Origin of the sequence: Reyranella humidisoli (assembly GCF_019039055.1) — a bacterium.
In the GTDB taxonomy this organism is placed as follows: Bacteria; Pseudomonadota; Alphaproteobacteria; order Reyranellales; family Reyranellaceae; genus Reyranella; species Reyranella humidisoli.
This window is the reverse complement of record NZ_JAHOPB010000002.1, coordinates 599,095-619,294: the sequence shown is the minus strand read 5'-3', so window position 1 is coordinate 619,294 and position 20,200 is coordinate 599,095. Positions and strand designations below refer to the sequence as shown.

21 protein-coding genes are annotated in these 20,200 nt (G+C 65.8%); 3 read left to right on the top strand and 18 right to left on the bottom strand.

Going from position 1 to position 20,200, the window contains the following annotated elements; all coding sequences use genetic code 11:
• Positions 1-140: 140 nt before the first annotated feature.
• The 4 genes from KQ910_RS21405 to recO all read right to left on the bottom strand — a co-directional run bounded on the left by KQ910_RS21405 (position 141) and on the right by recO (position 5,160).
• Positions 141-1,247, bottom strand: a complete 1,107-nt coding sequence (locus KQ910_RS21405; RefSeq protein WP_216965064.1) for a TRAP transporter substrate-binding protein — start codon at positions 1,245-1,247, stop codon at positions 141-143.
• 91 nt (positions 1,248-1,338) lie between these two features.
• Entirely contained in the window at positions 1,339-2,145 is an 807-nt protein-coding gene (locus KQ910_RS21400; protein WP_216965062.1) for an undecaprenyl-diphosphate phosphatase, read from the bottom strand.
• 3 nt (positions 2,146-2,148) lie between these two features.
• Positions 2,149-4,389: a DNA topoisomerase IV subunit A gene (parC, locus tag KQ910_RS21395; protein ID WP_216965060.1), complete on the bottom strand. Its 2,241-nt coding sequence runs from the start codon at positions 4,387-4,389 to the stop codon at positions 2,149-2,151.
• A gap of 54 nt (positions 4,390-4,443) precedes the next feature.
• Complete coding sequence (gene recO / locus KQ910_RS21390; protein WP_216965058.1) at positions 4,444-5,160, bottom strand: DNA repair protein RecO; 717 nt, start codon at positions 5,158-5,160, stop codon at positions 4,444-4,446.
• A 73-nt stretch (positions 5,161-5,233) separates the two neighbouring features.
• Between recO and KQ910_RS21385 the strand changes: the two genes are divergently transcribed.
• Positions 5,234-6,763 carry an alkaline phosphatase D family protein gene (locus KQ910_RS21385; protein ID WP_216965056.1) on the top strand — a complete coding sequence of 510 codons (1,530 nt, stop codon included), beginning with the start codon at positions 5,234-5,236 and terminating at the stop codon, positions 6,761-6,763.
• Here KQ910_RS21385 and era read toward each other — a convergent pair.
• The 8 genes from era to folK form a co-directional block, all read right to left on the bottom strand.
• Positions 6,754-7,686 (bottom strand): GTPase Era, encoded by a 933-nt coding sequence (gene era / locus KQ910_RS21380; RefSeq protein ID WP_216965053.1) that lies wholly within the window; start codon positions 7,684-7,686, stop codon positions 6,754-6,756. The genes KQ910_RS21385 and era overlap by 10 nt on opposite strands.
• A complete protein-coding gene (rnc, locus tag KQ910_RS21375) occupies positions 7,683-8,417 on the bottom strand; it encodes a ribonuclease III (RefSeq protein ID WP_229600844.1) in 735 nt (244 codons plus the stop codon). The genes era and rnc overlap by 4 nt, the downstream gene beginning before the upstream one ends.
• The gene (lepB, locus tag KQ910_RS21370) at positions 8,387-9,211 is read right to left on the bottom strand and encodes a signal peptidase I (RefSeq protein WP_068192860.1); all 825 of its coding nucleotides are present in this window, start codon (positions 9,209-9,211) and stop codon (positions 8,387-8,389) included. The genes rnc and lepB overlap by 31 nt, the downstream gene beginning before the upstream one ends.
• Before the next feature lie 111 nt (positions 9,212-9,322).
• On the bottom strand, positions 9,323-9,724 hold the full coding sequence (gene acpS / locus KQ910_RS21365) for a holo-ACP synthase (RefSeq protein WP_216965048.1): 402 nt from the start codon (positions 9,722-9,724) through the stop codon (positions 9,323-9,325).
• Entirely contained in the window at positions 9,721-10,473 is a 753-nt protein-coding gene (locus KQ910_RS21360) for a pyridoxine 5'-phosphate synthase (protein ID WP_216965046.1), read from the bottom strand. The genes acpS and KQ910_RS21360 overlap by 4 nt, the downstream gene beginning before the upstream one ends.
• A 35-nt stretch (positions 10,474-10,508) precedes the next feature.
• A complete protein-coding gene (locus tag KQ910_RS21355) occupies positions 10,509-12,689 on the bottom strand; it encodes a RelA/SpoT family protein (protein WP_216965044.1) in 2,181 nt (726 codons plus the stop codon).
• Between the two features lie 86 nt (positions 12,690-12,775).
• The gene (gene rpoZ / locus KQ910_RS21350) at positions 12,776-13,138 is read right to left on the bottom strand and encodes a DNA-directed RNA polymerase subunit omega (RefSeq protein WP_216965042.1); all 363 of its coding nucleotides are present in this window, start codon (positions 13,136-13,138) and stop codon (positions 12,776-12,778) included.
• A 70-nt stretch (positions 13,139-13,208) separates the two neighbouring features.
• On the bottom strand, positions 13,209-13,724 hold the full coding sequence (folK, locus tag KQ910_RS21345) for a 2-amino-4-hydroxy-6-hydroxymethyldihydropteridine diphosphokinase (protein WP_216965040.1): 516 nt from the start codon (positions 13,722-13,724) through the stop codon (positions 13,209-13,211).
• A gap of 142 nt (positions 13,725-13,866) precedes the next feature.
• Here folK and KQ910_RS21340 point away from each other — a divergent pair, with 142 nt between their 5' ends.
• Positions 13,867-14,487 carry a LabA-like NYN domain-containing protein gene (locus KQ910_RS21340; RefSeq protein ID WP_068192871.1) on the top strand — a complete coding sequence of 207 codons (621 nt, stop codon included), beginning with the start codon at positions 13,867-13,869 and terminating at the stop codon, positions 14,485-14,487.
• A gap of 13 nt (positions 14,488-14,500) precedes the next feature.
• Positions 14,501-15,151: a uracil-DNA glycosylase gene (locus tag KQ910_RS21335; protein WP_216965039.1), complete on the top strand. Its 651-nt coding sequence runs from the start codon at positions 14,501-14,503 to the stop codon at positions 15,149-15,151.
• On the opposite strand, the gene KQ910_RS21330 is transcribed toward KQ910_RS21335, so the two are convergent.
• Genes KQ910_RS21330 through KQ910_RS21305 form a run of 6 tightly spaced genes read right to left on the bottom strand, consistent with a single transcriptional unit; the run spans position 15,148 to position 20,181 of the window.
• Positions 15,148-15,621: a glutathione peroxidase gene (locus tag KQ910_RS21330; protein ID WP_068188860.1), complete on the bottom strand. Its 474-nt coding sequence runs from the start codon at positions 15,619-15,621 to the stop codon at positions 15,148-15,150. The genes KQ910_RS21335 and KQ910_RS21330 overlap by 4 nt on opposite strands.
• Positions 15,622-15,637: 16 nt before the next feature.
• The gene (locus KQ910_RS21325) at positions 15,638-16,312 is read right to left on the bottom strand and encodes a sulfite oxidase-like oxidoreductase (protein WP_216965037.1); all 675 of its coding nucleotides are present in this window, start codon (positions 16,310-16,312) and stop codon (positions 15,638-15,640) included.
• A gap of 9 nt (positions 16,313-16,321) precedes the next feature.
• A complete protein-coding gene (locus KQ910_RS21320; RefSeq protein ID WP_216965035.1) occupies positions 16,322-17,857 on the bottom strand; it encodes an acyl-CoA synthetase in 1,536 nt (511 codons plus the stop codon).
• Positions 17,854-18,477: a TetR/AcrR family transcriptional regulator gene (locus KQ910_RS21315; protein ID WP_216965033.1), complete on the bottom strand. Its 624-nt coding sequence runs from the start codon at positions 18,475-18,477 to the stop codon at positions 17,854-17,856. Before KQ910_RS21315 ends, KQ910_RS21320 begins: the two co-directional genes overlap by 4 nt.
• A gap of 50 nt (positions 18,478-18,527) precedes the next feature.
• Positions 18,528-19,700 carry an isovaleryl-CoA dehydrogenase gene (locus KQ910_RS21310; RefSeq protein ID WP_216965031.1) on the bottom strand — a complete coding sequence of 391 codons (1,173 nt, stop codon included), beginning with the start codon at positions 19,698-19,700 and terminating at the stop codon, positions 18,528-18,530.
• Positions 19,701-19,737: 37 nt separating this feature from the next.
• Positions 19,738-20,181, bottom strand: coding sequence for a hypothetical protein (locus tag KQ910_RS21305; protein ID WP_216965029.1), 444 nt, complete (start codon positions 20,179-20,181; stop codon positions 19,738-19,740).
• Between the last annotated feature and the right edge of the window lie 19 nt (positions 20,182-20,200).

Sequence of the window (20,200 nt, the reverse complement as noted above, 5' to 3'; positions counted from 1 at the left end):
CGCACTTCCGCAGCGCGAACCACCTTCTGGTGCCGCGTTATCGCACGACGCAAGGTCGATGAAAAGCAGTTGCGGGCGAGCTGTAGCCAAAGAAAACCCCGCCGAAGCGGGGTTTTCCGTACCATCCGGGAGGCCGCGCCTCAGAGCTTTCCGGCCGCCGACTGACGCGCCATGAAATTGTCGAGCGTGTTCTCGGCCACTCGGAACCAGAGAACCTCCTCGCCGCGGAACGGCTTCCACGTCTCGAAGATCTTCTTCCACTTCGGGTTCTTCTCGTTCAGCTGCGCGAACACGTCGTTGGTGGCGTTGAAACACGCTTCGAGAATCTGGGGCGAGAACGGCAGCAGCTTGGTGCCGGACGCCACCAGTTCGCGAACCGCCTTCGGGTTCTGCGCATCGTACTGGGAGAGCATCGACGTGTGTGCCTTGGCGGCGGCGGCCTCGACGATCGCCTGATACGACTTCGGCAGTTCCGCCCACTTGGCGAGGTTCACGTAGGCCGAAAGCTGCGGACCGGCTTCCCACCAGCCGGGATAGTAATAGTGGGGCGCCACCTTGTTGAAGCCGAGCTTCTGGTCGTCGTACGGACCGACCCATTCCGCCGCGTCGATCGTGCCCTTCTCGAGCGCCGGATAGATATCGCCGCCGGCGATCTGCTGCGGCACAACGCCGAGCTTCGAGAGCACTTCGCCCGCAAAGCCGCTGACCCGGAACTTCAGACCCTTGAGGTTGTCGACCGTCTTGATTTCCTTGCGGAACCAGCCGCCCATCTGCGCGCCCGTGTTGCCGCACGGGATCGAGTGGATGTTGTAGTCCTTGAAGAACTCGTTCATCGCCTGACGACCACCGCCCCAGTTCCACCAGGCATCCTGCTGGCGGGCGTTCAGTCCGAACGGCACGGCGCAGTCCAGAGCGAAGGTCAGGTCCTTGCCGACATAGTAGTAGGACGCGGTGTGGCCCATCTCGACGGTGCCGTTCTGCACGGCGTCGGCGACCTGCAGGCCGGGGACGATCTCACCCGCGGCGAACAAGCGGATCTGGAACTTGCCGTCTGTCGCGTCGGACACGTATTTCGTGAACAGTTCACCCGAACCGAAGATCGTGTCGAGAGCCTTCGGGAAGCTCGACGCCATGCGCCACTTCAACTCGGGCGACGACTGCGCGATGGCCGGTGCGGCCAGCGTACTGGTGGCGGCGACCGCAGCCGTGCCGATGCCGGCCGTGCGGATGAATTTACGACGTTGCATGCGATTTACTCCGAACGCGTGTTGCGGGTCGGCACCGAGTGCCGCCCGAATTGCGCGGCTTATCACATGCGTGGGCGGAGGGGCGAAAGGTTCAACGCATGAGCAATAGGGTGAGCGCCAATGCGCCCACTGCAATGCGGTACCAGGCGAAAACGGTGAAGCCGTGGCGGCTGATGAAACGCACGAAGGCGCGGACCACGAGCATCGCGGACAGGAATGCAGCAACGAAGCCGAGCGCAATAATGCCGGCATGCTCCCAGCTCAGCGCCGACCAGTTCTTGTAGAGATCGTAAACGGTCGCCCCGAGCATCGTGGGCATCGCCAGGAAGAACGAGAACTCGGCCGCCGTCGCACGATCCACGCGGAAAGCCCGCGCGCCCATGATGGTGGCCCCCGCCCTCGACACGCCGGGGATCATCGCAAGGCACTGGCAGAGGCCGATGTACAAAGCAGTCTTGAGGTCGACGTCATCCAGCGTCTTGATGCGAGGTCGCTGCGCAAAGCGCTCGATCAGCAGGATCGCGATACCGCCGACGATCAGCGCAATGGCGACCACCCACGGGCTGAACAACACCGACTTGATGTATTTGTGCGCCGCCACGCCAACGATGGCAGCCGGCAGAAAGGCCACGGCGATGGCGGTGGCGAAGCGAATGGCCCGCTTGTCGCGCTGCAGGACTCCTTCGACCGTGGTCCAGATCTTCGCGCGATAGAGCAGGCAGACCGCAAGGATCGCGCCGAGCTGGATCACGATTTCGAAGACCTTGCCGGGCGGCCCCTGGAAGTGGAGCACCTCCTCGGCGAGGATGATATGGCCTGTCGAGGAGACGGGCAGGAACTCGGTGAGACCTTCGACAACGCCGATCAACAGCGCCTTCCAGATCAGCGTCAGGTCCATTCTTCAGTCCTTGAACCGTTTGGCCCGCGGCCAGCCCTTCTCCGGCATGCGCCCCGCCTGCGCGCGCTCGCCCCGCCAGAACTTCAGCTCGACTGCCGGGATGGTGCGGTTGCCCCACGGCAGCCCCTCGGAGAGCACGAAGGCCTGTGCATCCGACAGCTGGTCGCCCTTCGACTTCTGCAGCAGCACGCCGCGGCCACGGCCCATCTCGGGGACCTGGTCGATCGGGAAGATCAGCAGCTTGCGGCCTTCGCTCAGCACGGCCACCGAGTTCGCACCCTCGGGCACGATGGCGAAAGCCTGCGCCTTCTCCTTGTCCGCAAGGTTCAGGACGCCCTTGCCGTTCTTGGTCTGCGCCACGACCTCGTCTTCGGGCACGATGAAGCCGCGCCCGGCATCCGAAGCCACCAGGAACTTGCGGCCGCCCTTCAGCACTTCAAGCTGGATGATGTCCTGGTCGTTGCCCAGTTCGATCATCAGCCGGATCGGCTCGCCATGGCCGCGCGCGCTGGGCAGGCGGTCACAGCCGAGCGTGTAGAAACGGCCGTTGGTGGCGAACACCAGGATCTTGTCGGTCGACTGCGCGTGAACGGCAAAGCGCGCCGCATCACCTTCCTTGTATTTCAGTTCGCCGGCCGCCTTGTCGTCGAGATGGCCCTTGGCGGCGCGGATCCAGCCCTTCTCGGAGAGCACGATGGTCACCGGCTCGCGCTCGACGAAATCGTCCATCGTGTGCTCGATCTCGGCCGGCGCATCGGCCAGCTCGGTGCGGCGACGGCCGAGTTCGGTCTTGCCGCCGAACTTCTTCTTGGTCTCGCGCACCTCGTCGGCGATCGCATCCCACTGCAGCTCTTCGCTCTTCAGAAGGGCCTTGAGGTCCTTGCGCTCGCCGCTCAGCTTCTTGTGCTCGCCGCGGATCTCGAATTCCTCGAGCCGGCGCAGGGCACGCAGCCGCATGTTCAGGATCGCCTCGGCCTGCAGGTCGGTGAGCCCGAACGCCTTGATCATCTTGGGCTTGGGCTCGTCTTCCTCGCGGATGATCTTGATCAGCTTGTCGAGGTTCAGATAGGCGATCAGGTAGCCTTCGAGGATCTCGAGTCGGCGCTCGATCGCGGCCAGCCGGAAGGTCGAACGCCGGACCAGCACCTCGCGCCGGTGATCGAGGAAGGCCTGCAGCGCCTCGCGCAGGTCCATCACGCGCGGCGTGTTGTCCTTGTCGAGCACGTTGAGGTTCAGCGGGAAGCGCGTCTCGAGATCGCTGAGCTTGAAGAGCTGCTCCATCAGCAGCTCGGCCGGGACGTTGCCGGTCTTCGGCTCCAGCACGATACGCACGTCGTCGGCCGATTCGTCGCGCACGTCCTCGAGGATCGGCAGCTTCTTGGCGTTGATGATCTCGGCGATCCGCTCGATCAGCCGGCCCTTCTGCACCTGATAGGGAATCTGGGTGACGACGATGCGGTACTGGCCGCGCGGGAGCTGCTCGACTTCCCACCGGGCGCGCAGGCGGAAGGCGCCGCGGCCGGTCCTGTAGGCCTCGACGATCGATTCGCGCGGCTCGACCAGGATGCCGCCGGTCGGGAAGTCCGGGCCCTTGACCAGGTCGACCAGCGTCTCGATGCGCGAGTTCGGCGTCTTGATGAGATGCAGCAGCGCGTCGCAGAGCTCGCCGACATTGTGCGGCGGGATCGATGTCGCCATGCCGACGGCGATGCCGGCCGCGCCATTGGCCAGCAGGTTCGGGAAGCCGCCCGGCAGAACGATCGGCTCCTCGGTCGAGCCGTCGTAGTTGGGCCGGAAGTCGACGGCATTCTCGTCAATGCCGCCCAACAGCGCCTCGGCGACCTCGGTGAGGCGCGCCTCGGTGTAACGCATCGCGGCGGGGTTATCGCCGTCGATGTTGCCGAAGTTGCCCTGCCCCTCGATCAGCGGATAGCGCGCGGCGAATTCCTGGGCGAGGCGCACCAGCGCGTCGTAGATCGACTGGTCGCCGTGCGGATGATACTGGCCGATCACGTCGCCGACGACGCGGGCGCTCTTCTTGAAGGCGCTGTTCGGATCGAGCCGGAGCTGGCGCATCGCATACATCAGGCGGCGGTGCACGGGCTTCAGCCCGTCGCGCACGTCCGGCAGCGATCGCGACATGATGGTCGACAGCGCATAGGACAGGTAGCGCTCGGAGAGCGCCTGCCCGAATTGCACCGGCTTTACCTCGGCCAGTTGGACGACGTTGTTGCGCTTTGCCATGGACCAGACTGACGAGGGGTAAGGACCGCAGTTCGAGCCACGGCCGTGATTATTCTAGCGTTGGAGCGATTCCATAAATCTCGACCGTGCGGGAGGCAAGGGCTTGTTGTGCGGCCAAAACACGTGCCGTTCGAGGAAAAAGCCCGTCAGATCGAGTCCTTGCCGCAGTTCCTCATCATCAGCCGGCAGCCCGCCAGTGGATAGAAATGCCGGGAGGGCCAGCAGCTTCTCCTTGTAGGGGCCGGCGGCCTCACGGCAGACGGCGCGCCCGGTCCGGGGCGAGACGAAGGCGAGGTTGTCGGTCGAGCCCGTGGCGGCGCATTTCTCCAGGTCGAGCCCGAAGCCCAGCTCCTGCAGCAGGCCCAGTTCCAGCCGGACGTAAATGGTCGGCCATCCCGGATGCCCGAGCGAGCCCAGGAAGGCCCGGAATCCATCGAACATGGCCGGATGGGGCTCGCGATCCGGCAAGGCGGCATCGATAACGGCGCAAGCCGCCGCCAGCCCCGCCAGCTCGGTGGCATCGTCCATTGCGCGTGCCGCATGCGGCTCGCGCAGTTCGCCCGAGTAATTGCCGAGTTGCTCGGGAAGTCGCCCCCGCCAGCCGACCTCGACCAGGTTGCCGGATTGCCAGACCGGACGGGCGCGGCGCGAGATGCCACCCGGCACGAAGCCCGAATGGCGTCCATGCTCGCGCGTCAGCAACGACACGACGAGGCCGGTTTCCCCGTGAGCCCGCGCCGCGAGCACGATGCCTTCGTCGCTCCAGTCCATAGGCTTGTATGCCGCGTCCGCGGAAATCGCGCTAGGTTGGGCCGTGACCAAATCAGGATTTCGGCGGCGGGCGATGCTCGGAGCAGGCGCGTTCGCCACCCTGCCCCATCGTGTCTTTGCCCAGACCGGATCCGCCAGCCGCCCGCGCCTGCTGCAGGGCGTGCAGACTGGCGACGTCGGCGGCGATGGCGCGACCCTGTGGAGCCGGTCCGACCGGCCGGCGCGCATGATCGTCGAGTATGCGACGACAGAGAGCTTTGCCGGTGCGACCCGCCTCCATGGACCGACGGCCTTCGACGAAACCGGCTACACGTCGCGACTGCGCCTGACCGGCCTGCCGCAAGGCCAGACGGTTTTCTATCGCATTGCCTATGAAAACCTCGCCGACAACAATGCGACGAGCGATTGGGTGACGGGGCGATTCCGGACTCCTTCGGCCATCCAGAGCGACCTGAGCTTCGTCTGGTCGGCCGATACGGTCGGCCAGGGTTGGGGCATCAACCCCGAGGTCGGCGGCATGACGATCTACGAGACGATGCGGTCGCTGGCGCCCGACTTCTTCGTGCATTGCGGGGACACGATCTACGCCGACGATCCGCTGTCGCCCGAGAAGAAACTGCCGGATGGCCGCATCTGGAAGAACGTCATCACCGAGGCGAAGTCGAAAGTCGCCGAGACCCTCGACGACTTCCGCGGCAACCACCTCTACAACTTCCTCGACGACAATCTCCGCCGCTTCAACGCCGAGGTCCCGATGATCGCCCTGTGGGACGATCACGACGTGCTCGACAACTGGTACTGGGAGCGCCGGCTCGACGAGGATCCCCGCTACCGGGAAAAGAGCGTGGGCGTGCTGGCGCAGAAGGCCGAGCGCGCCTTTCGCGAGTTCATGCCGCTGGCCGACGGGCTCGACGGGACGATGCGCCTGTTCCGAAAATTCTCGTTCGGTCCCCGCCTCGACCTCTTCCGCCTCGACATGCGGAGCTTTCGCGCGCCGAACGGCCCGAACCGGCAGGCATCCGCCGGCCCGAACACGGCGTTCCTCGGCATCGAGCAGATCATCTGGCTGAAGCAGGCGCTGAAGGCCTCGACCGCAACCTGGAAGATCGTGGCTGCAGACATGCCGCTCGGTCTCGTCGTCTACGACGACTGGCGCCGCAAGTCAGGTTTCGAGGCCGTCGCCAATGCCGACGATGGTCCACCGCTGGGACGCGAACTGGAGGTCGCCGACCTCCTGTCGTTCATCAAGCGCGAAGACATCCGCAACGTGCACTGGATCACGGCCGACGTACATTATCCCGCCACCCATCGTTACGATCCCGCGCGCGCCGCCTTCGCCGACTTTACGCCGTTCTACGAGTTCGTCTCGGGCCCGCTCTGCGCGGGCGGCTTCGGCCCCAACGCGCTCGACGGCACGTTCGGACCGCAGGTGGTCTTCCAGAAGGTCCCGCCGACCGGCCGCTTCGACCTCTCGCCGCTCGAAGGCTCGTGCCATTTCGGGCATGTGAAGATCGACGGCCGCTCAGGCGTGATGACAGTCAGCCACCGCGACGCCACCGGCGCCGTCATCCATTCGCTCGATCTCGCGCCAGCTCAGGACTGATAGTCGAGGCCGATCGTGCGGTAGTGCGACGGGTCTTCGGCCCAGCGCTCGCTCACCTTCACGTGCAGGAAGAGATGAACCTGGCGCTCCAGCATCTGGGAGAGCTCATGACGCGCGCGCGCGCCGATCTGCTTGATGCGGGCGCCACCCTTGCCGAGGAAGATCGCGCGCTGGCCCTCGCGCTGAACGTAGATGATCTGTTCAACCCGCACGCTGCCGTCGGGCCGGTCTTCCCACTTCTCGGTTTCGACCGCCGCCTCGTAGGGCAGTTCCTGGTGAAGCTGCAGGAACACCTGCTCGCGCGTCACCTCGGCGGCCAGAAGGCGCAAAGGCAGGTCGGCGGCCTGATCCTCCGGGTAGAGGAAGGGCCCGGCCGGCACGGCGAGCGCGAAGGCGGCCAGCAGGTCGCCGACACCATCGGCCTTGAGCGCGCTCACCATGAAGGTGCGCTCGAACGGCACGATCGCGTTCAACTCGGCCGTAAGCGACAGCAGCGTCTCGCGGGCCACCAGATCGATCTTGTTCAGGACCAGGATGCGTGGCGTCTTCGAGTCCTTCAGCCGCTCGGCGATCGCCTTCGTCTCCTGCCCGATGCCGCGCTCCGCATCGACGACCAGCGCCACCAGATCGGCATCGTCGGCGCCCTGCCAGGCGGCAGCGACCATGGCGCGCTCCAGTCGGCGCTTGGCGACACGGAAGATGCCGGGCGTGTCGACCAGAATGACCTGCGCCCGGGATGCGCCCTCTCCCGTGTCGGGAATGTCGGCCATGGCGATGCCGATCACGCGCATGCGCGTCGTTTGCACCTTGGGCGACACGATGCTGACCTTGGAACCGACCAGCCCGTTCACCAGCGTCGATTTTCCAGCGTTCGGCGCGCCGACGACGGCGACAAACCCGGCCCGCGTTGCAGGCGTGCTCATGCCTTTTCCAACCTTTCCAACAATGTCATGGCGGCCAGCCGCTCGGCCTCGCGCTTGCTGCCGCCGCGGCCCTGTGCGGGATCGTGTCCCTTGATGGCCACGTCGACGACGAATACAGGCTCATGCGGCGGGCCTTCCCGGTCGACCTCACGATAGGCCGGCAATGGCAGGCGGCGGGCCTGTGCCCATTCCTGAAGCGCAGTCTTCGGGTCGCGCGGAGCCGCCGCCTGACTGTTCAGGCGCTCGCCCCACAGAAACTCGACGCTCGCTGCCGCGGCCGGCAGACCGGCATCGAGGAAGATGGCACCCAGCAAGGCTTCGAGCGCGTCTGCCAGGATGTTGGGCTTCACGCTGTTGCCGTGGGCGCGCTCGGAATCACCCAGCCGCAGATGGCTGCCCAGCCCGATCGCCGCGGCGATCTCCACCAGCGTCTCGGCCCGCACCAGGGCGGCGTGGCGGCGGGCCAGTTCGCCTTCCCGTTCCTGCGGAAAACGGCGCAAGAGAACATCGGCCATCGCAAGCGACAGCACCCGGTCGCCCAGGAATTCCAGCCGTTCGTTGCCGTTCGGGAACGCCGCCTTCAGTTCGGGCTGTCGGTCGAGGGCGCTGCGATGGGTAAGCGCCTCCGCCGCCAACTCGGGGCGCACGAACAAATGGCCCACACCCTTCGACAGCGCCGTCAGATCGACGTCGGTCGAACTCAGTGGATTGCCATGAAGAAGCGGTTCCAACGTATCGCCTGAGGCCATTTCCATGGCTCCAGCCAGCCTGCGGCCGACGGATCGTGCGAGAAGAAGATGAACTCCGCGCGGCCCACCAGATTCTCGGACGGCACGTACCAGCCGAGCTGGTCGCGGTCGCGCGTCGAGCCGGAGAAGTCGCGCAACATCAGCCGCGTTCGACTGTCGAGCGAATCGTCGCGATTGTCGCCCATGACAAAGTAGCTGTTCGCCGGGACGAGGAACTCCGGCGTGTTGTCGGCCATGCCGTCGTCGCGATATTCGAGCACGGTGTAGCGGCGGCCGTTGGGCAGCGTCTCGCTGTAGAGCGTGCCCTTCTGATAGCTGCCGTTGGTCCCTTTCACGTGATCGCCGACCTTCAGACGGTCGACGGCGACGCCGTTGATGTGCAGCAGGCCGTTCGTCACCTGGATGCGATCGCCCGGCATGCCGACGATGCGCTTGATGTAGTCGGTGCGGTTGACGCCCTGGCCCTGGTCGCCCGGATACTTGAACACGGCGACGTCCCCGCGTTCCGGCGGCGAACCGAAGATGCGGCCCGAGAATACGCCAAGCGAAAACGGGAACGAGTGCTTGCTGTAGCCGTAGGAATATTTGGAGACGAACAGATAGTCGCCGACCAGAAGGGTCGGGATCATCGATCCGCTGGGGATGTTGAAGGGCTCTATGGCGAACGTCCGCACGACCAGTGCGATCAGCACGGCATAGACAACCGTCCGGACGGTTTCACCCCATCCGCCAGTCTTTTCCTGTCCCCGCTTCCGACGCTCAGCCACGTCCGTCATCGCCGTACCAGTTTGAACAAGCCGGGGCTATAGCAGGGCCCGAACGCCCTGTCTCCCGCCCCGACCGCGGCATGGGAGCCCTTCCGGACCCCGCTGACACCCGATTCCGGATCATGGCGCGGGCACCGCCGAAATGATCACGATGGCCTGGGCGAGCGGGTATTCGTCCGTGATGCTGAGGTCGATTTGCGAAGTCATGCCGGCCGGCGTGATCTTCTGCAGCCGCGCCAGCGCCCCGCCCGTCAGGGCCATTGTGGGCTTGCCGCTGCGCAGATTGATCACGCCCATGTCACGCCAGAAGACCCCCGCCCGCAGCCCGGTGCCCAGTGCCTTGGCGCAGGCTTCCTTGGCCGCAAATCGCTTGGCGTAGCTCGCCGCGCGCGTGGCCCGGCCTTCCGAGCGCTTTTGCTCGGTTTCCGTGAAGACACGCTGGATGAACCGCTCGCCGAACCGCTCCAGCGATTTCTCGATGCGCCGGATGTCGCAGAGATCGTTGCCGAGACCGATGATCACGCGGCGGCCCCTCCGGCGCGGGCTGCGTCCATGATGCGCCGCATCTCGCGGATCGCCGGTTCCAGGCCCACGAAAATGGCCTCGCCGACCAGGAAATGGCCGATATTGAGTTCCCGCACCTCGGGAATGGCCGCGATCGGCGAGACGTCGGCGTAGCTCAGCCCATGACCGGCATGGCATTCGAGGCCAAGCTGGGCGCACAGGGCCGCCGCCTTGGCGATCCGCTGCAACTCGGCCTGCTTGGCCTCCCCCTCGATTTCGCAGTAGCGGCCGGTGTGCAGTTCGACGACCGGCGCACCCAGCGCGACCGCCGCCTCCAACTGGCGGGGGTCGGCCTCGATGAACAGCGAGACGCGGATGCCGGCATCGCGCAGGCGCGCGATCATCGGCTTCAGGTTGTTGTGCTGACCGGCGGCGTCGAGCCCGCCCTCGGTGGTCCGCTCCTCGCGCTTCTCCGGCACGATGCAGGCGGCGTGCGGCCTGTGGCGCAGCGCGATGCCGACCATCTCCTCGGTCGCCGCCATCTCGAAATTGAGCGGCACCTTCAGCTCGCGCATCAGGCCCTCGATGTCGGCGTCGACGATGTGGCGCCGGTCCTCGCGAAGGTGCGCCGTGATGCCGTCGGCCCCGGCGGCCTCGGCGAGGCGCGCGGCGCGCAGGGGATCGGGCAGATGGCCGCCGCGGGCGTTACGTACCGTGGCGACGTGATCGATGTTGATGCCGAGGCGCAGGTGATTGGGCGCGGACATACGCTACTTTCGCGGAAGGAGGATTGGGGAAGCCGTCAATTGCGGGCGCGTTCGACGGCGTTGATGGCGGGCGTGGCGCGCAGGGCGGCCGTGATGTCGGCGAGATGCTTCACGTCGGCGACCTCGATGTCGATCACCATGTCGAAGAAATCCATCGACCGGTTGACGATGCGCAGGTTGGAGATGTTGCCCTCGTGCCGGGCGATCACCGTCGACAGGCTCGACAGGCTGCCGGGCTGGTTGGCGACGGTGACCTTGAGCCGTCCGGTGTAGACGCCGCCATCGCCGTCGTTCGCGGAATCCCAGCCGACATCGATCCAGCGCTCCGGTGCCTCGGAAAAACTCTCGAGCGTGGCGCAATCGATCGTGTGGATCGTGACGCCTTTGCCCGTCGTGATGATGCCGACGATGCGGTCTCCGGGAAGCGGATGGCAGCAGCGCGCGAAGTGCAGCGCCATGCCGGGAATGAGACCGCGGATGGCGATCTTGCCATCCTCCGGCTTGCCCCCGCGCGCGCCTTCGCCGGATTTGCCGGTCTTGGCACGGGCACGCGAGATCGGCACCACGTCGGCACCGCCTTTGCGGGGCTGCTTCAGTCCGGGATAGACCGCCGTCAGGACTTCGCGCGCGCCGACCAGGCCCGCGCCGACCGTCGCGACGAGGTCGTCCACCGAAGCCTGCTTGAAGTTGATCCGCACCCCGTCGAGGCCCTTTTCCGTGACCTCGTAGCCTTCTTCGTGAAAGGCCTTGTCGAGCAGCGACTTGCCGAGCTGGATGTACTGCTCGCGCTGCCGTGTGCGGATGAAACGCCGGATCGCGGCCTTGGCCTTGCCGGTGACGACGAAGCGCTCCCAGGTCGGCGACGGCGTCTGCGCCTTCGACGTGATGATGTCGACCTGGTCGCCGTTCGAGAGCTGCGTGCGCAGCGGCAGCATGCGGCCGTTGATCTTTGCGCCGACGCAGGTGTCGCCCACCTGGCTGTGGACGGCATAGGCGAAGTCGATCGGCGTCGCGCCGCGCGGCAGGGCGATCAGCTTGCCCTTGGGCGTGAAGCAGAAGACCTGGTCCTGGAACATCTCGAGCTTGGTGTGCTCGAGGAACTCCTCGGCGTTCGGCGCCTTGTCCAGAATGTCCATGAGGCTGCGCAGCCAGGCATATTGCGGCGCGTCGGTCGACGGCCCGCCCTGCTTGTAGATCCAGTGCGCGGCGACGCCGCGCTCGGCCTGGTCCTGCATCTCCTCGGTGCGGATCTGGATCTCGATTCGCTGGCCAAGGGGTCCGATCACGCCGGTATGGAGCGAGCGGTAACCGTTGGGCTTGGGAACCGAGATATAGTCCTTGAAGCGCTGCGGCAGCACTTGATACTTGCCGTGGAGCAGGCCCAGCGCCTGGTAACACTGCGCGACGTCCGCGACGATGATGCGGAAGGCCATGATGTCGGCGAGCTGCTCGAACGACACGTTCTTCGTCTGCATCTTGCGCCAGATCGAATAGGGTGTCTTCTCGCGGCCCGACACCTGGGCATCGAGGCCACCCTCCTTCAACGTCTTGACCAGCTCGACCTCGATTTGCGGTACCAGCTTGTCGCCGCGCTCGCGCAGGTAGCCCTGACGCGCCAGCACCGACGTCCGGCCATCCGGATTGAGCTCGCCGAAGGCCAGCTCCTCCAGCTCGCGCTTGACCTTCTCCATGCCGATGCGCGAGGCCAGCGGCGCGTAGAGGTCCATGGTCTCGCGCGCGATGCGCCGGCGCCGCGCGGGCTCCTTGATGTGATGCAACGTGCGCATGTTGTGCAGCCGGTCGGCGAGCTTCACGAGAAGCACGCGGATGTCCGACGACATGGCCAGCACCAGCTTGCGCAGGTTCTCGGCTTCCTTGGTGCTCTCGGACTGGATCTCCAGGCGGGAGAGCTTGGTGACGCCGTCGACCAGCCGCGCAATGTCCTCGCCGAACATGCCGGCAATCTCGTCGCGGGTGGCGTCGGTGTCCTCGAGAGTGTCGTGCAGCAGGCCGGTCACGATCGAGGCGGTGTCGAGCCGCATCTCGGCCAGGATGCCGGCGACTTCCACGGGATGGGAGAAATACGGGTCGCCTGAGGCGCGCAGCTGGTTGCCGTGCTTCTTCAGCCCATACACGTAGGCGCGGTTGAGCACGTCCTCGTCCGCATCCGGATCGTAGGCTTGTACGCGCTCGACGAGTTCAAACTGACGAATCATCGCAATCACCCATTATATGGGGGCGATTGCGTTCACTCCACGACCTTTGCACGAATAGCAGGTCGAACCCTGCCGGGGTGCGGTCTCTATTCGGTAACGTCGTCTTCCTCGGCCATCGGCAGGGCCTTGGGCTGGGCGGCTTCCGCACCACCCTGCGCGAGCGCGGCGGCCAGCTCCTGCTCCAGCTCGGCCATCTCGTTGACTTCCTCGGGCTTGTCGACGTCGGCGTGCTTCTGCATGCCCGAGATCAGCGAGTCCTTCAGCACGGCGTGGTCGAGCTTCAACTCGGCGATCTCGCGCAACGCAACCACCGGGTTCTTGTCGCGGTCGCGGTCCAGCGTGATCTGGGCACCGGCCGAGATGTCCCGGGCGCGCTGCGAGGCGAACATGACGAGCTCGAAGCGGTTGGGAATCTGCACGATGCAGTCTTCGACGGTGACACGCGCCATGGCGGGAACCTCAAATTTCGCGGAAGCGGCGGTTTATACGCTCCCCGGCCCAAAACGCAAGCCGGCGAGGCTAGAAACGGCATGCCCGCTGGTCGGCCGGCAGGGCCGCCAGCAGGTCTCCGATGGCAAGCCCGGAGATGGGATGCCGCCACTCAGGCGCCAGGTCGGCCAGCGGCCGTACCACGAAGGCCCGTTCCGCCATCCGGGGGTGCGGCAGCGTCGCCTTTCCAGCGCCTCCAGCGGCAATTTCCCCCCGAAAATCGATCAAATCGAGGTCGATCAGCCGCGGCGCATTGGGCACGCTGCGGATTCGCCCGAAAAGCTCCTCGATGTCGTGCAGCGTGTGCAGCAACCCGTCCGCCGTCAGGTCGGTGTCCACCTCGGCGACGACGTTGACATACCAAGGTTGGTCCGACGCCGGCACGGGGGCGGTGCTGTACCAGGGGGAGTACCGCAGCACGCGGGTCTGTCGCCGATCGAGTTCGAGAAGCGCCGCCTGCAACGTGTCACGCGGGGAGGCGTAGGACGGATGAGGCAGGTTCGCGCCGGCCCCGATGAAAATGGATCGACGGTCCCTCTTGTCCACCAACACTCTCCTTCAACCCCTTGTGATCCAAAGGTTAACGACCTACTCTTAATATGCTTTGAGAGGGGCGCGGGTTACCGGCCTTTTCGCGTCCATTATTTTTTGCTCGCACAGCGCATATTGTTCAAGAGGTTTGATCGCCATGAAGGGCAATTTCTACGAGAACGAGCGCGTGGCGCTGTTCATCGACGGCGCCAATCTCTACTCCGCCGCCCGCTCGCTCGGCTTCGACATCGACTACCGCCGCCTCCTCAAGGTCTTCCGCGAAAAGGGCCGGCTGGTTCGGGCGTACTATTACACCGCCCTCGTCGAGGACCAGGAATACTCGCCGATCCGGCCGCTGATCGATTGGCTCGACTACAACGGCTATACCATGGTCACCAAGCCGGCCAAGGAATTCACCGACGCCATGGGCCGCCGCAAGGTCAAGGGCAACATGGACATCGAGCTGGCCATCGACGTGCTCGAAATGGCCGACCACCTCGATCACGTGATCCTGTTTTCCGGTGACGGCGACTTCCGCCGGCTGGTCGAGGCCGTGCAGCGCCGCGGCCTCCGGGTCTCGGTCGTCAGCACCATCAAGTCCGCGCCGCCGATGGTCGCCGATGAGCTGCGCCGCCAGGCCGACGATTTCATCGAACTGGCTGAACTGGCGCCGCTGATCGCCCGCAACCCCTCGGAGCGCGCGACGCGACCTGCAGCCCGCGAACCGGATGCCGAGCATGACGATGCCCCGTCCGAATCCCTGATGCGCTCGGCCTAGGCCCTCCGCCTCAGTGCCCGCGCCCGCCTTCGAAGAGCCGCCGCTCGATTGCCCGCGCTGTCCGAGGCTCGTGGACTTCCGCCACGACCTGCAGGGCAGGTTTCCGGACTGGAAGAACGCGCCGGTGCGCTCGTTCGGCAAACTCGATGCGCAACTCCTGATCGTCGGGCTGGCGCCGGGCATGAAGGGCGCCAATCGCACCGGCCGTCCCTTCACCGGCGACTATGCCGGCGACCTCCTCTACTCGACCCTGCTGAAGTTCGGCTTCGCACAAGGCACCTATCGGGCCGATCCCAACGATGGGCTGCAACTCGTCGACTGCCGCATCGCCAACGCGGTGCGCTGCCTGCCGCCCGAGAACAAGCCGCTGCCGATCGAGTTCACGGCCTGCCGGCCGTTCCTGCAATCCGAACTCGCGGCCATGCCGAAGCTGCGGATCCTCGTAGCCCTGGGCAAGGGCGCTCACGACCAGATCCTGCGCGCGCTGGCGGTACGCCCGGCCGGCGCCTACCCGTTCATCCACAACCGCCTGCACAAACTGCCGACGGGGCTCATGCTGGCCGACAGCTATCACTGCTCCCGCTACAACACGAACACCGGCCGGCTCACGACCGAGATGTTCCACCAGGTCTTCGACGGCGTCCGCCGCGCGCTCGACGCTTAAAGCGCCGCCTCGATCGCCGACCTGACTTCATCGGACGCAGGCCGCACGCGGCTGGGCCAGGCGCCCTGCAGGCTGCCGTCCTTGCCGATCAGGTACTTGTGGAAGTTCCACTTGGGCGCCGCGCCCTCGCCCGCTTCGGCGGCGATCCATTTGTAGAGCGGGTGCGCATCGGGACCGATCACCTTCTGCTTCGCGGTGAGCGGGAAGGTCACGTCGTACATCGACTCGCAGAACTTCGCGATCTCGCCCTCGCTGCGCGGTTCCTGCGCGCCAAAGTCGTTGCACGGCACGCCCAGCACCACGAGGCCCTTGGGGCCGTAGGTTTCGTGCAGCGCCTGCATGTCGGTGTATTGCGGCGTGAAGCCGCAATAGGAGGCGACGTTCACGACCAGCACGGGCTTGCCGGCCAGGCTCTTCATGTCGAGCGGCTTGCCGTCGATGGTCGTGAAGGAGAAATCATGCGCGCCCATGCCGTGGCTCCTCTTCTCAGATTTCATCGTCGTAGCGTTGTTCCCGCCACGGATCGCCGTAGTTGTGATAGCCGCGCACTTCCCAGAAGCCCGGCTTGTCCATGATGGAGAACTCGATGCGCTTGATCCACTTGGCGCTCTTCCAGAAGTAGAGCCTCGGGATCACGACGCGCAGCGGCCCGCCATGCTCGCGGCTGATCGGCGTGTCGTTCCAGCTCCAGGCCAGCATGACGTCATCGCCTGCGAAGTCCGCCAGCGGCACGTTGGTCTTGTAGGTGTCGTAGGAATGGAAAATGACGTGCCGTGCTTCCGCCTTCGGCTTCACCAGCGCGATCAGGTCGCGGGCGCTGACGCCTTCCCATCTGTTGTCGTAGCGCGACCAGGCGGTGACGCAGTGGATGTCGGTCGTGAGCCGGGCCTGCGGCAGCTTCTTGAACTCGTCCCACTTCAGTGCGACGGGCGTCTCGACCTCGCCGTCGATGAACAGGCGCCACGCGTGGGTGGGAATCTCGGGCTGAATGCCGAGGTCGAGCACGGGCCAGGTCTCGACCAGACGCTGTCCCGGCGGCAGGCGCTCCGAGGGTGCGGCCGTCTTTCCGGTCAGCAGCCGGCCTTCCTCGGCCCACTTCTGCTTGCTGTCGATCAGCTTGCCCTTGATCTCACCGGACAGGGTGACGTCGTCATCGGCCATGGGGATTCCTCAAATGCTGCGGCCCGCTTTCTCCCAATATGGCGCGCGGAGCTTGCGTTTGAAGATCTTGCCCGAATCCTCGCGCGGAAGCGCGGCAATGAACTCGACCACCCTCGGCACCTTGTAGCGCGCCAGATGCTCGGCCAGATAGGCTCGCACCGATGTCGCATTCAGGCCCGCGCCGGCCACCGGCTCGACATAGGCGCAGATCTGCTCGCCGAACTCCTCGTCGGGGATACCGAACACCGCGCAGTCGCGCACGCCCGGCATCTGGATCAGCACCCCCTCGATCTCGGCCGGGTAGATGTTGACGCCGCCCGAGATGATCATGTCGCGCTTGCGGTCGCACAGGAACAGGAAGCCGTCGGCATCGACATAGCCGATGTCGCCCACGGTCACGAGCTGGCCCAGCGCCACCTCGCGCCGCTTGGCATCGTCGTTGTTGTAGGTGAAATCCGCGAGGTGCGGTCCGCGAACGTAGATCTCGCCGACCTCGCCCATCGCCACGTCGCGTCCCTGATCGTCGACGACGCGCACGGTCGCGCCCGGGACCGCGCGGCCGACCGTGCCGGGCTTGCGCAGCGCGTCCTCGGAACCGTGCCAGACCACCACGCCGGTCTCGGTGGCCCCGTAGTATTCGTTGATGACCGGTCCCCACCATTCGATCATCTGGCGCTTCACCGCCGGCGCGCAAGGCGCCGCACCGTGGCTCACGAAGCGCAGCGACGAGACGTCGTAGCGTGCCTTCACGTCGTCCGGCAGCCGCAGCAGGCGGACGAACATCGTGGGCACGATGTGCATGTGGGTGACGCCGTGGCGCGCGATCAGCCGCAGCATGTCCTCGGCCTCGAAGCGCGGCTGCAGCACCATGTGCAGGCCGAGCCGCGAGCTGGCATTGCCGTAGGCCGATGGCGCCGAGTGGTACATCGGCCCGTTCATCAGCACGACGATTTCCGGGTCGGGCTTCAGGCCCCAGAACAGCGCCGCCTCCTGTGCCGCGGCGGCCTGCTGTTCCGGCGTACTCGGCTGCCGGCGCACGCCTTTGGGCCGGCCGGTGGTGCCGGACGTGTAGATCATGCTGCCGCGTGCCGCGCGCGGCGGCTCGGTGCGCGGCGACGAGCCGGCCACGAAGGCGTCCCACGGCTCGGCTCCCGCCGGCACCTGCCGCCGATCGGCAGCAACGCCATAGGCTGCCGCGATCTCATCCGGCGTCGGCACCGCGAAGACCGTCACTCCCTCGGGCACGCCGCCCGAGATCTGAGCCAGCAGGTCGGTGTGCGCCACAAGGACCGACGCACCGCTGTCGCGCAGGATGTAGTTCGCTTCCTCGGGCGTGAAGTGCCAGTTGATCGGCACGGCGTAGGCGCCCACCTGGCTCGCCGCCATGTTGACCTCGAAGGTCGCGAAGTCGTTGCGCAGCATCAGCGCCACCGCGCTGTCCTCGCCGACACCGAGCGCCGCCAGCCCGCCGGCCGCGCGGGCCGCATTATCCCGGATCTCCGCCCAGCTGCGGAACCGCTCGCCCGCCGTAACGCCTGCGCTCATCGCTTCTTCCCTGTCTTCGTGGCGGGCGTCAGCGCGCCCTTGAACATCAGCGCGCCGTGAAAACCGGCGAGCGTCCGGATGTCCGGCCCATGGTCGAGCATGCCGGCCTGCTTCAGCATGACCAGCCCGTGGGCCGCTGCCCACATCGACCAGCCGAACAGTTGAGGATCGGCGTCGATCATCCCGGCCTTCACCATATCTTCCGCCTGCTGGGTCACGAAGGTCCGGGCCCGCCGCGACTCGCGCTGCAGCTCGGGATGCTCGTCGCTGATCGGCTGGTCGATCTCGAACATGATGCGATAGGCATGCGGGTGCTCATCGGCGAACCGCAGATAGGCGTTCCCGACGAGCCGCGCCTTGTCGAGCGGCCCCTCACCCTTCGCCGCGGCGGCTTCCAGCGTGTCGGCGAAACGGGAAAAGGCTTCCGTCCTCACCGTGGCCAGGATATCGGCCTTGTCCTTGAAGTAGCGGTAGGGCGTCTTCGGGCTGCAGCCCAGCGCCTCGGCGAGCTGGCGCATGGTGACGCCCTCGTAGCCGAAGCGGGCGAACCGCTCGGTCGCGACCTGGCACAGTTCGGCCCGGAAATCGGCGATGTCTTTTTCGGTCAGGTAACGCGGCATCGAAGAGCTTTCATACACACTGTGTACGAAAGAACCTTCGTTCCGTCAAATCAGGCCGTCTCGGCGAACAGCTCGCGGCCGATCAGCATGCGGCGGATCTCGCTGGTGCCGGCGCCGATCTCGTAGAGCTTGGCGTCGCGCAACAGGCGGCCGGTCGGATAGTCATTGATGTAGCCGTTGCCGCCCAGCAGCTGGATCGCGTCGAGCGCGACCATCGTCGCTTTCTCGGCGGCATAGAGGATCGCGCCAGCCGAATCCTTGCGCGTGGTCTGGCCGCGGTCGCAGGCTTTCGCGACGGCGTACACATAGGCCTTGCAGGCGTTCATCGTGGTGTACATGTCGGCAAGCTTGCCCTGCACGAGCTGGAACTCGCCGATCGCCTGGCCGAACTGCTTACGTTCGTGGACGTAAGGAACCACGATATCCATCGCCGCCTGCATGATGCCGATCGGTCCCGCCGCCAGCACGGCGCGCTCGTAGTCGAGCCCGCTCATCAGCACGTTGACGCCCTTGCCCACCGCGCCCAGCACGTTCTCCTCGGGGATCTCGCAATCTTCGAACACCAGCTCGCCGGTCGAGGAGCCGCGCATGCCCATCTTGTCGAGCTTCTGGGCGACCTTGAATCCCTTGCGGTCGGTCTCGACGATGAACGTCGTGATGCCACGCGATCCGGCCGCCGGATCGGTCTTGGCATAGACCACGATCACCTGCGCGTCGGGGCTGTTGGTGATCCACATCTTGGTGCCGTTCAGGACGTAGCGGTCGCCCTTCTTCTCGGCACGCAGCTTCATCGACACGACGTCCGAACCCGCGCCGGTTTCGCTCATGGCGAGGCTGCCGACATGCTCGCCTGAGATCAGCTTGGGCAGGAAGCGGTTCTTCTGCTCGTCGCTGCCGGTGCGGCGGATCTGGTTGATGCAGAGGTTGGAATGCGCGCCGTAGCTCAGGCCGACCGCGGCCGAGGCGCGGCTGATCTCTTCCACCGCGATGACATGTTCGAGATAACCGAGGCCCGAGCCGCCGAACTCCTCCTCGACGGTGATGCCGTGCAGGCCGAGCGCGCCCATCTTCGGCCACAGCTCCCGCGGAAAGCGGTCGCTCTTGTCGATCTCGGCGGCGATCGGCGCGACCTCGGACGAGGCGAAGCGCTGGACCTGGTCACGCAGCGCGTCGGCGGTCTCGCCCAGGCCAAAATCGAACGGCGGCATCGCATTCGGAATCATGATCTGTCTTACCTGTTGGGACCTGTTGAGGAATGACTCAGGAATTGGAGTCCAGTTTGACGTGGATGCGGATCAGCTTCCACTCGCCATCCGAGGGGATGAACTCCAGCTCGAACAGCAGCCGCGACGGCTCGGTCGGGAAACTGCCCTTCACCACCAGCTTGCCGTCGCCATCGACCTCCGGAGGCGGATCGTAGGCCGGCTTCATGGCCGCGATGATGTCGAAGTCGGCGTTGCCCTGGCTGAACTCCCTGAAGGTCGCCTTGAGCTTCTCCGGCGAGAATTGCTGGCGGAACGGCTTGGAGAGCTTGGCGTGCAGCACGGAATAGTTTCCGGTCACATTGGCGTCGTTGAGGGTCAGCAGCGACGCCTTGACCAGCGTCTCCAGAACGCGGTCGGAGGGCACCTTGTTCTGCGCCTGGGCCGCCGAAGCAACCAGCAGCAAGGCGAACGCACCCACCAGGCGAACGATTGCCGACATCACGGACCTCCTCCGACGA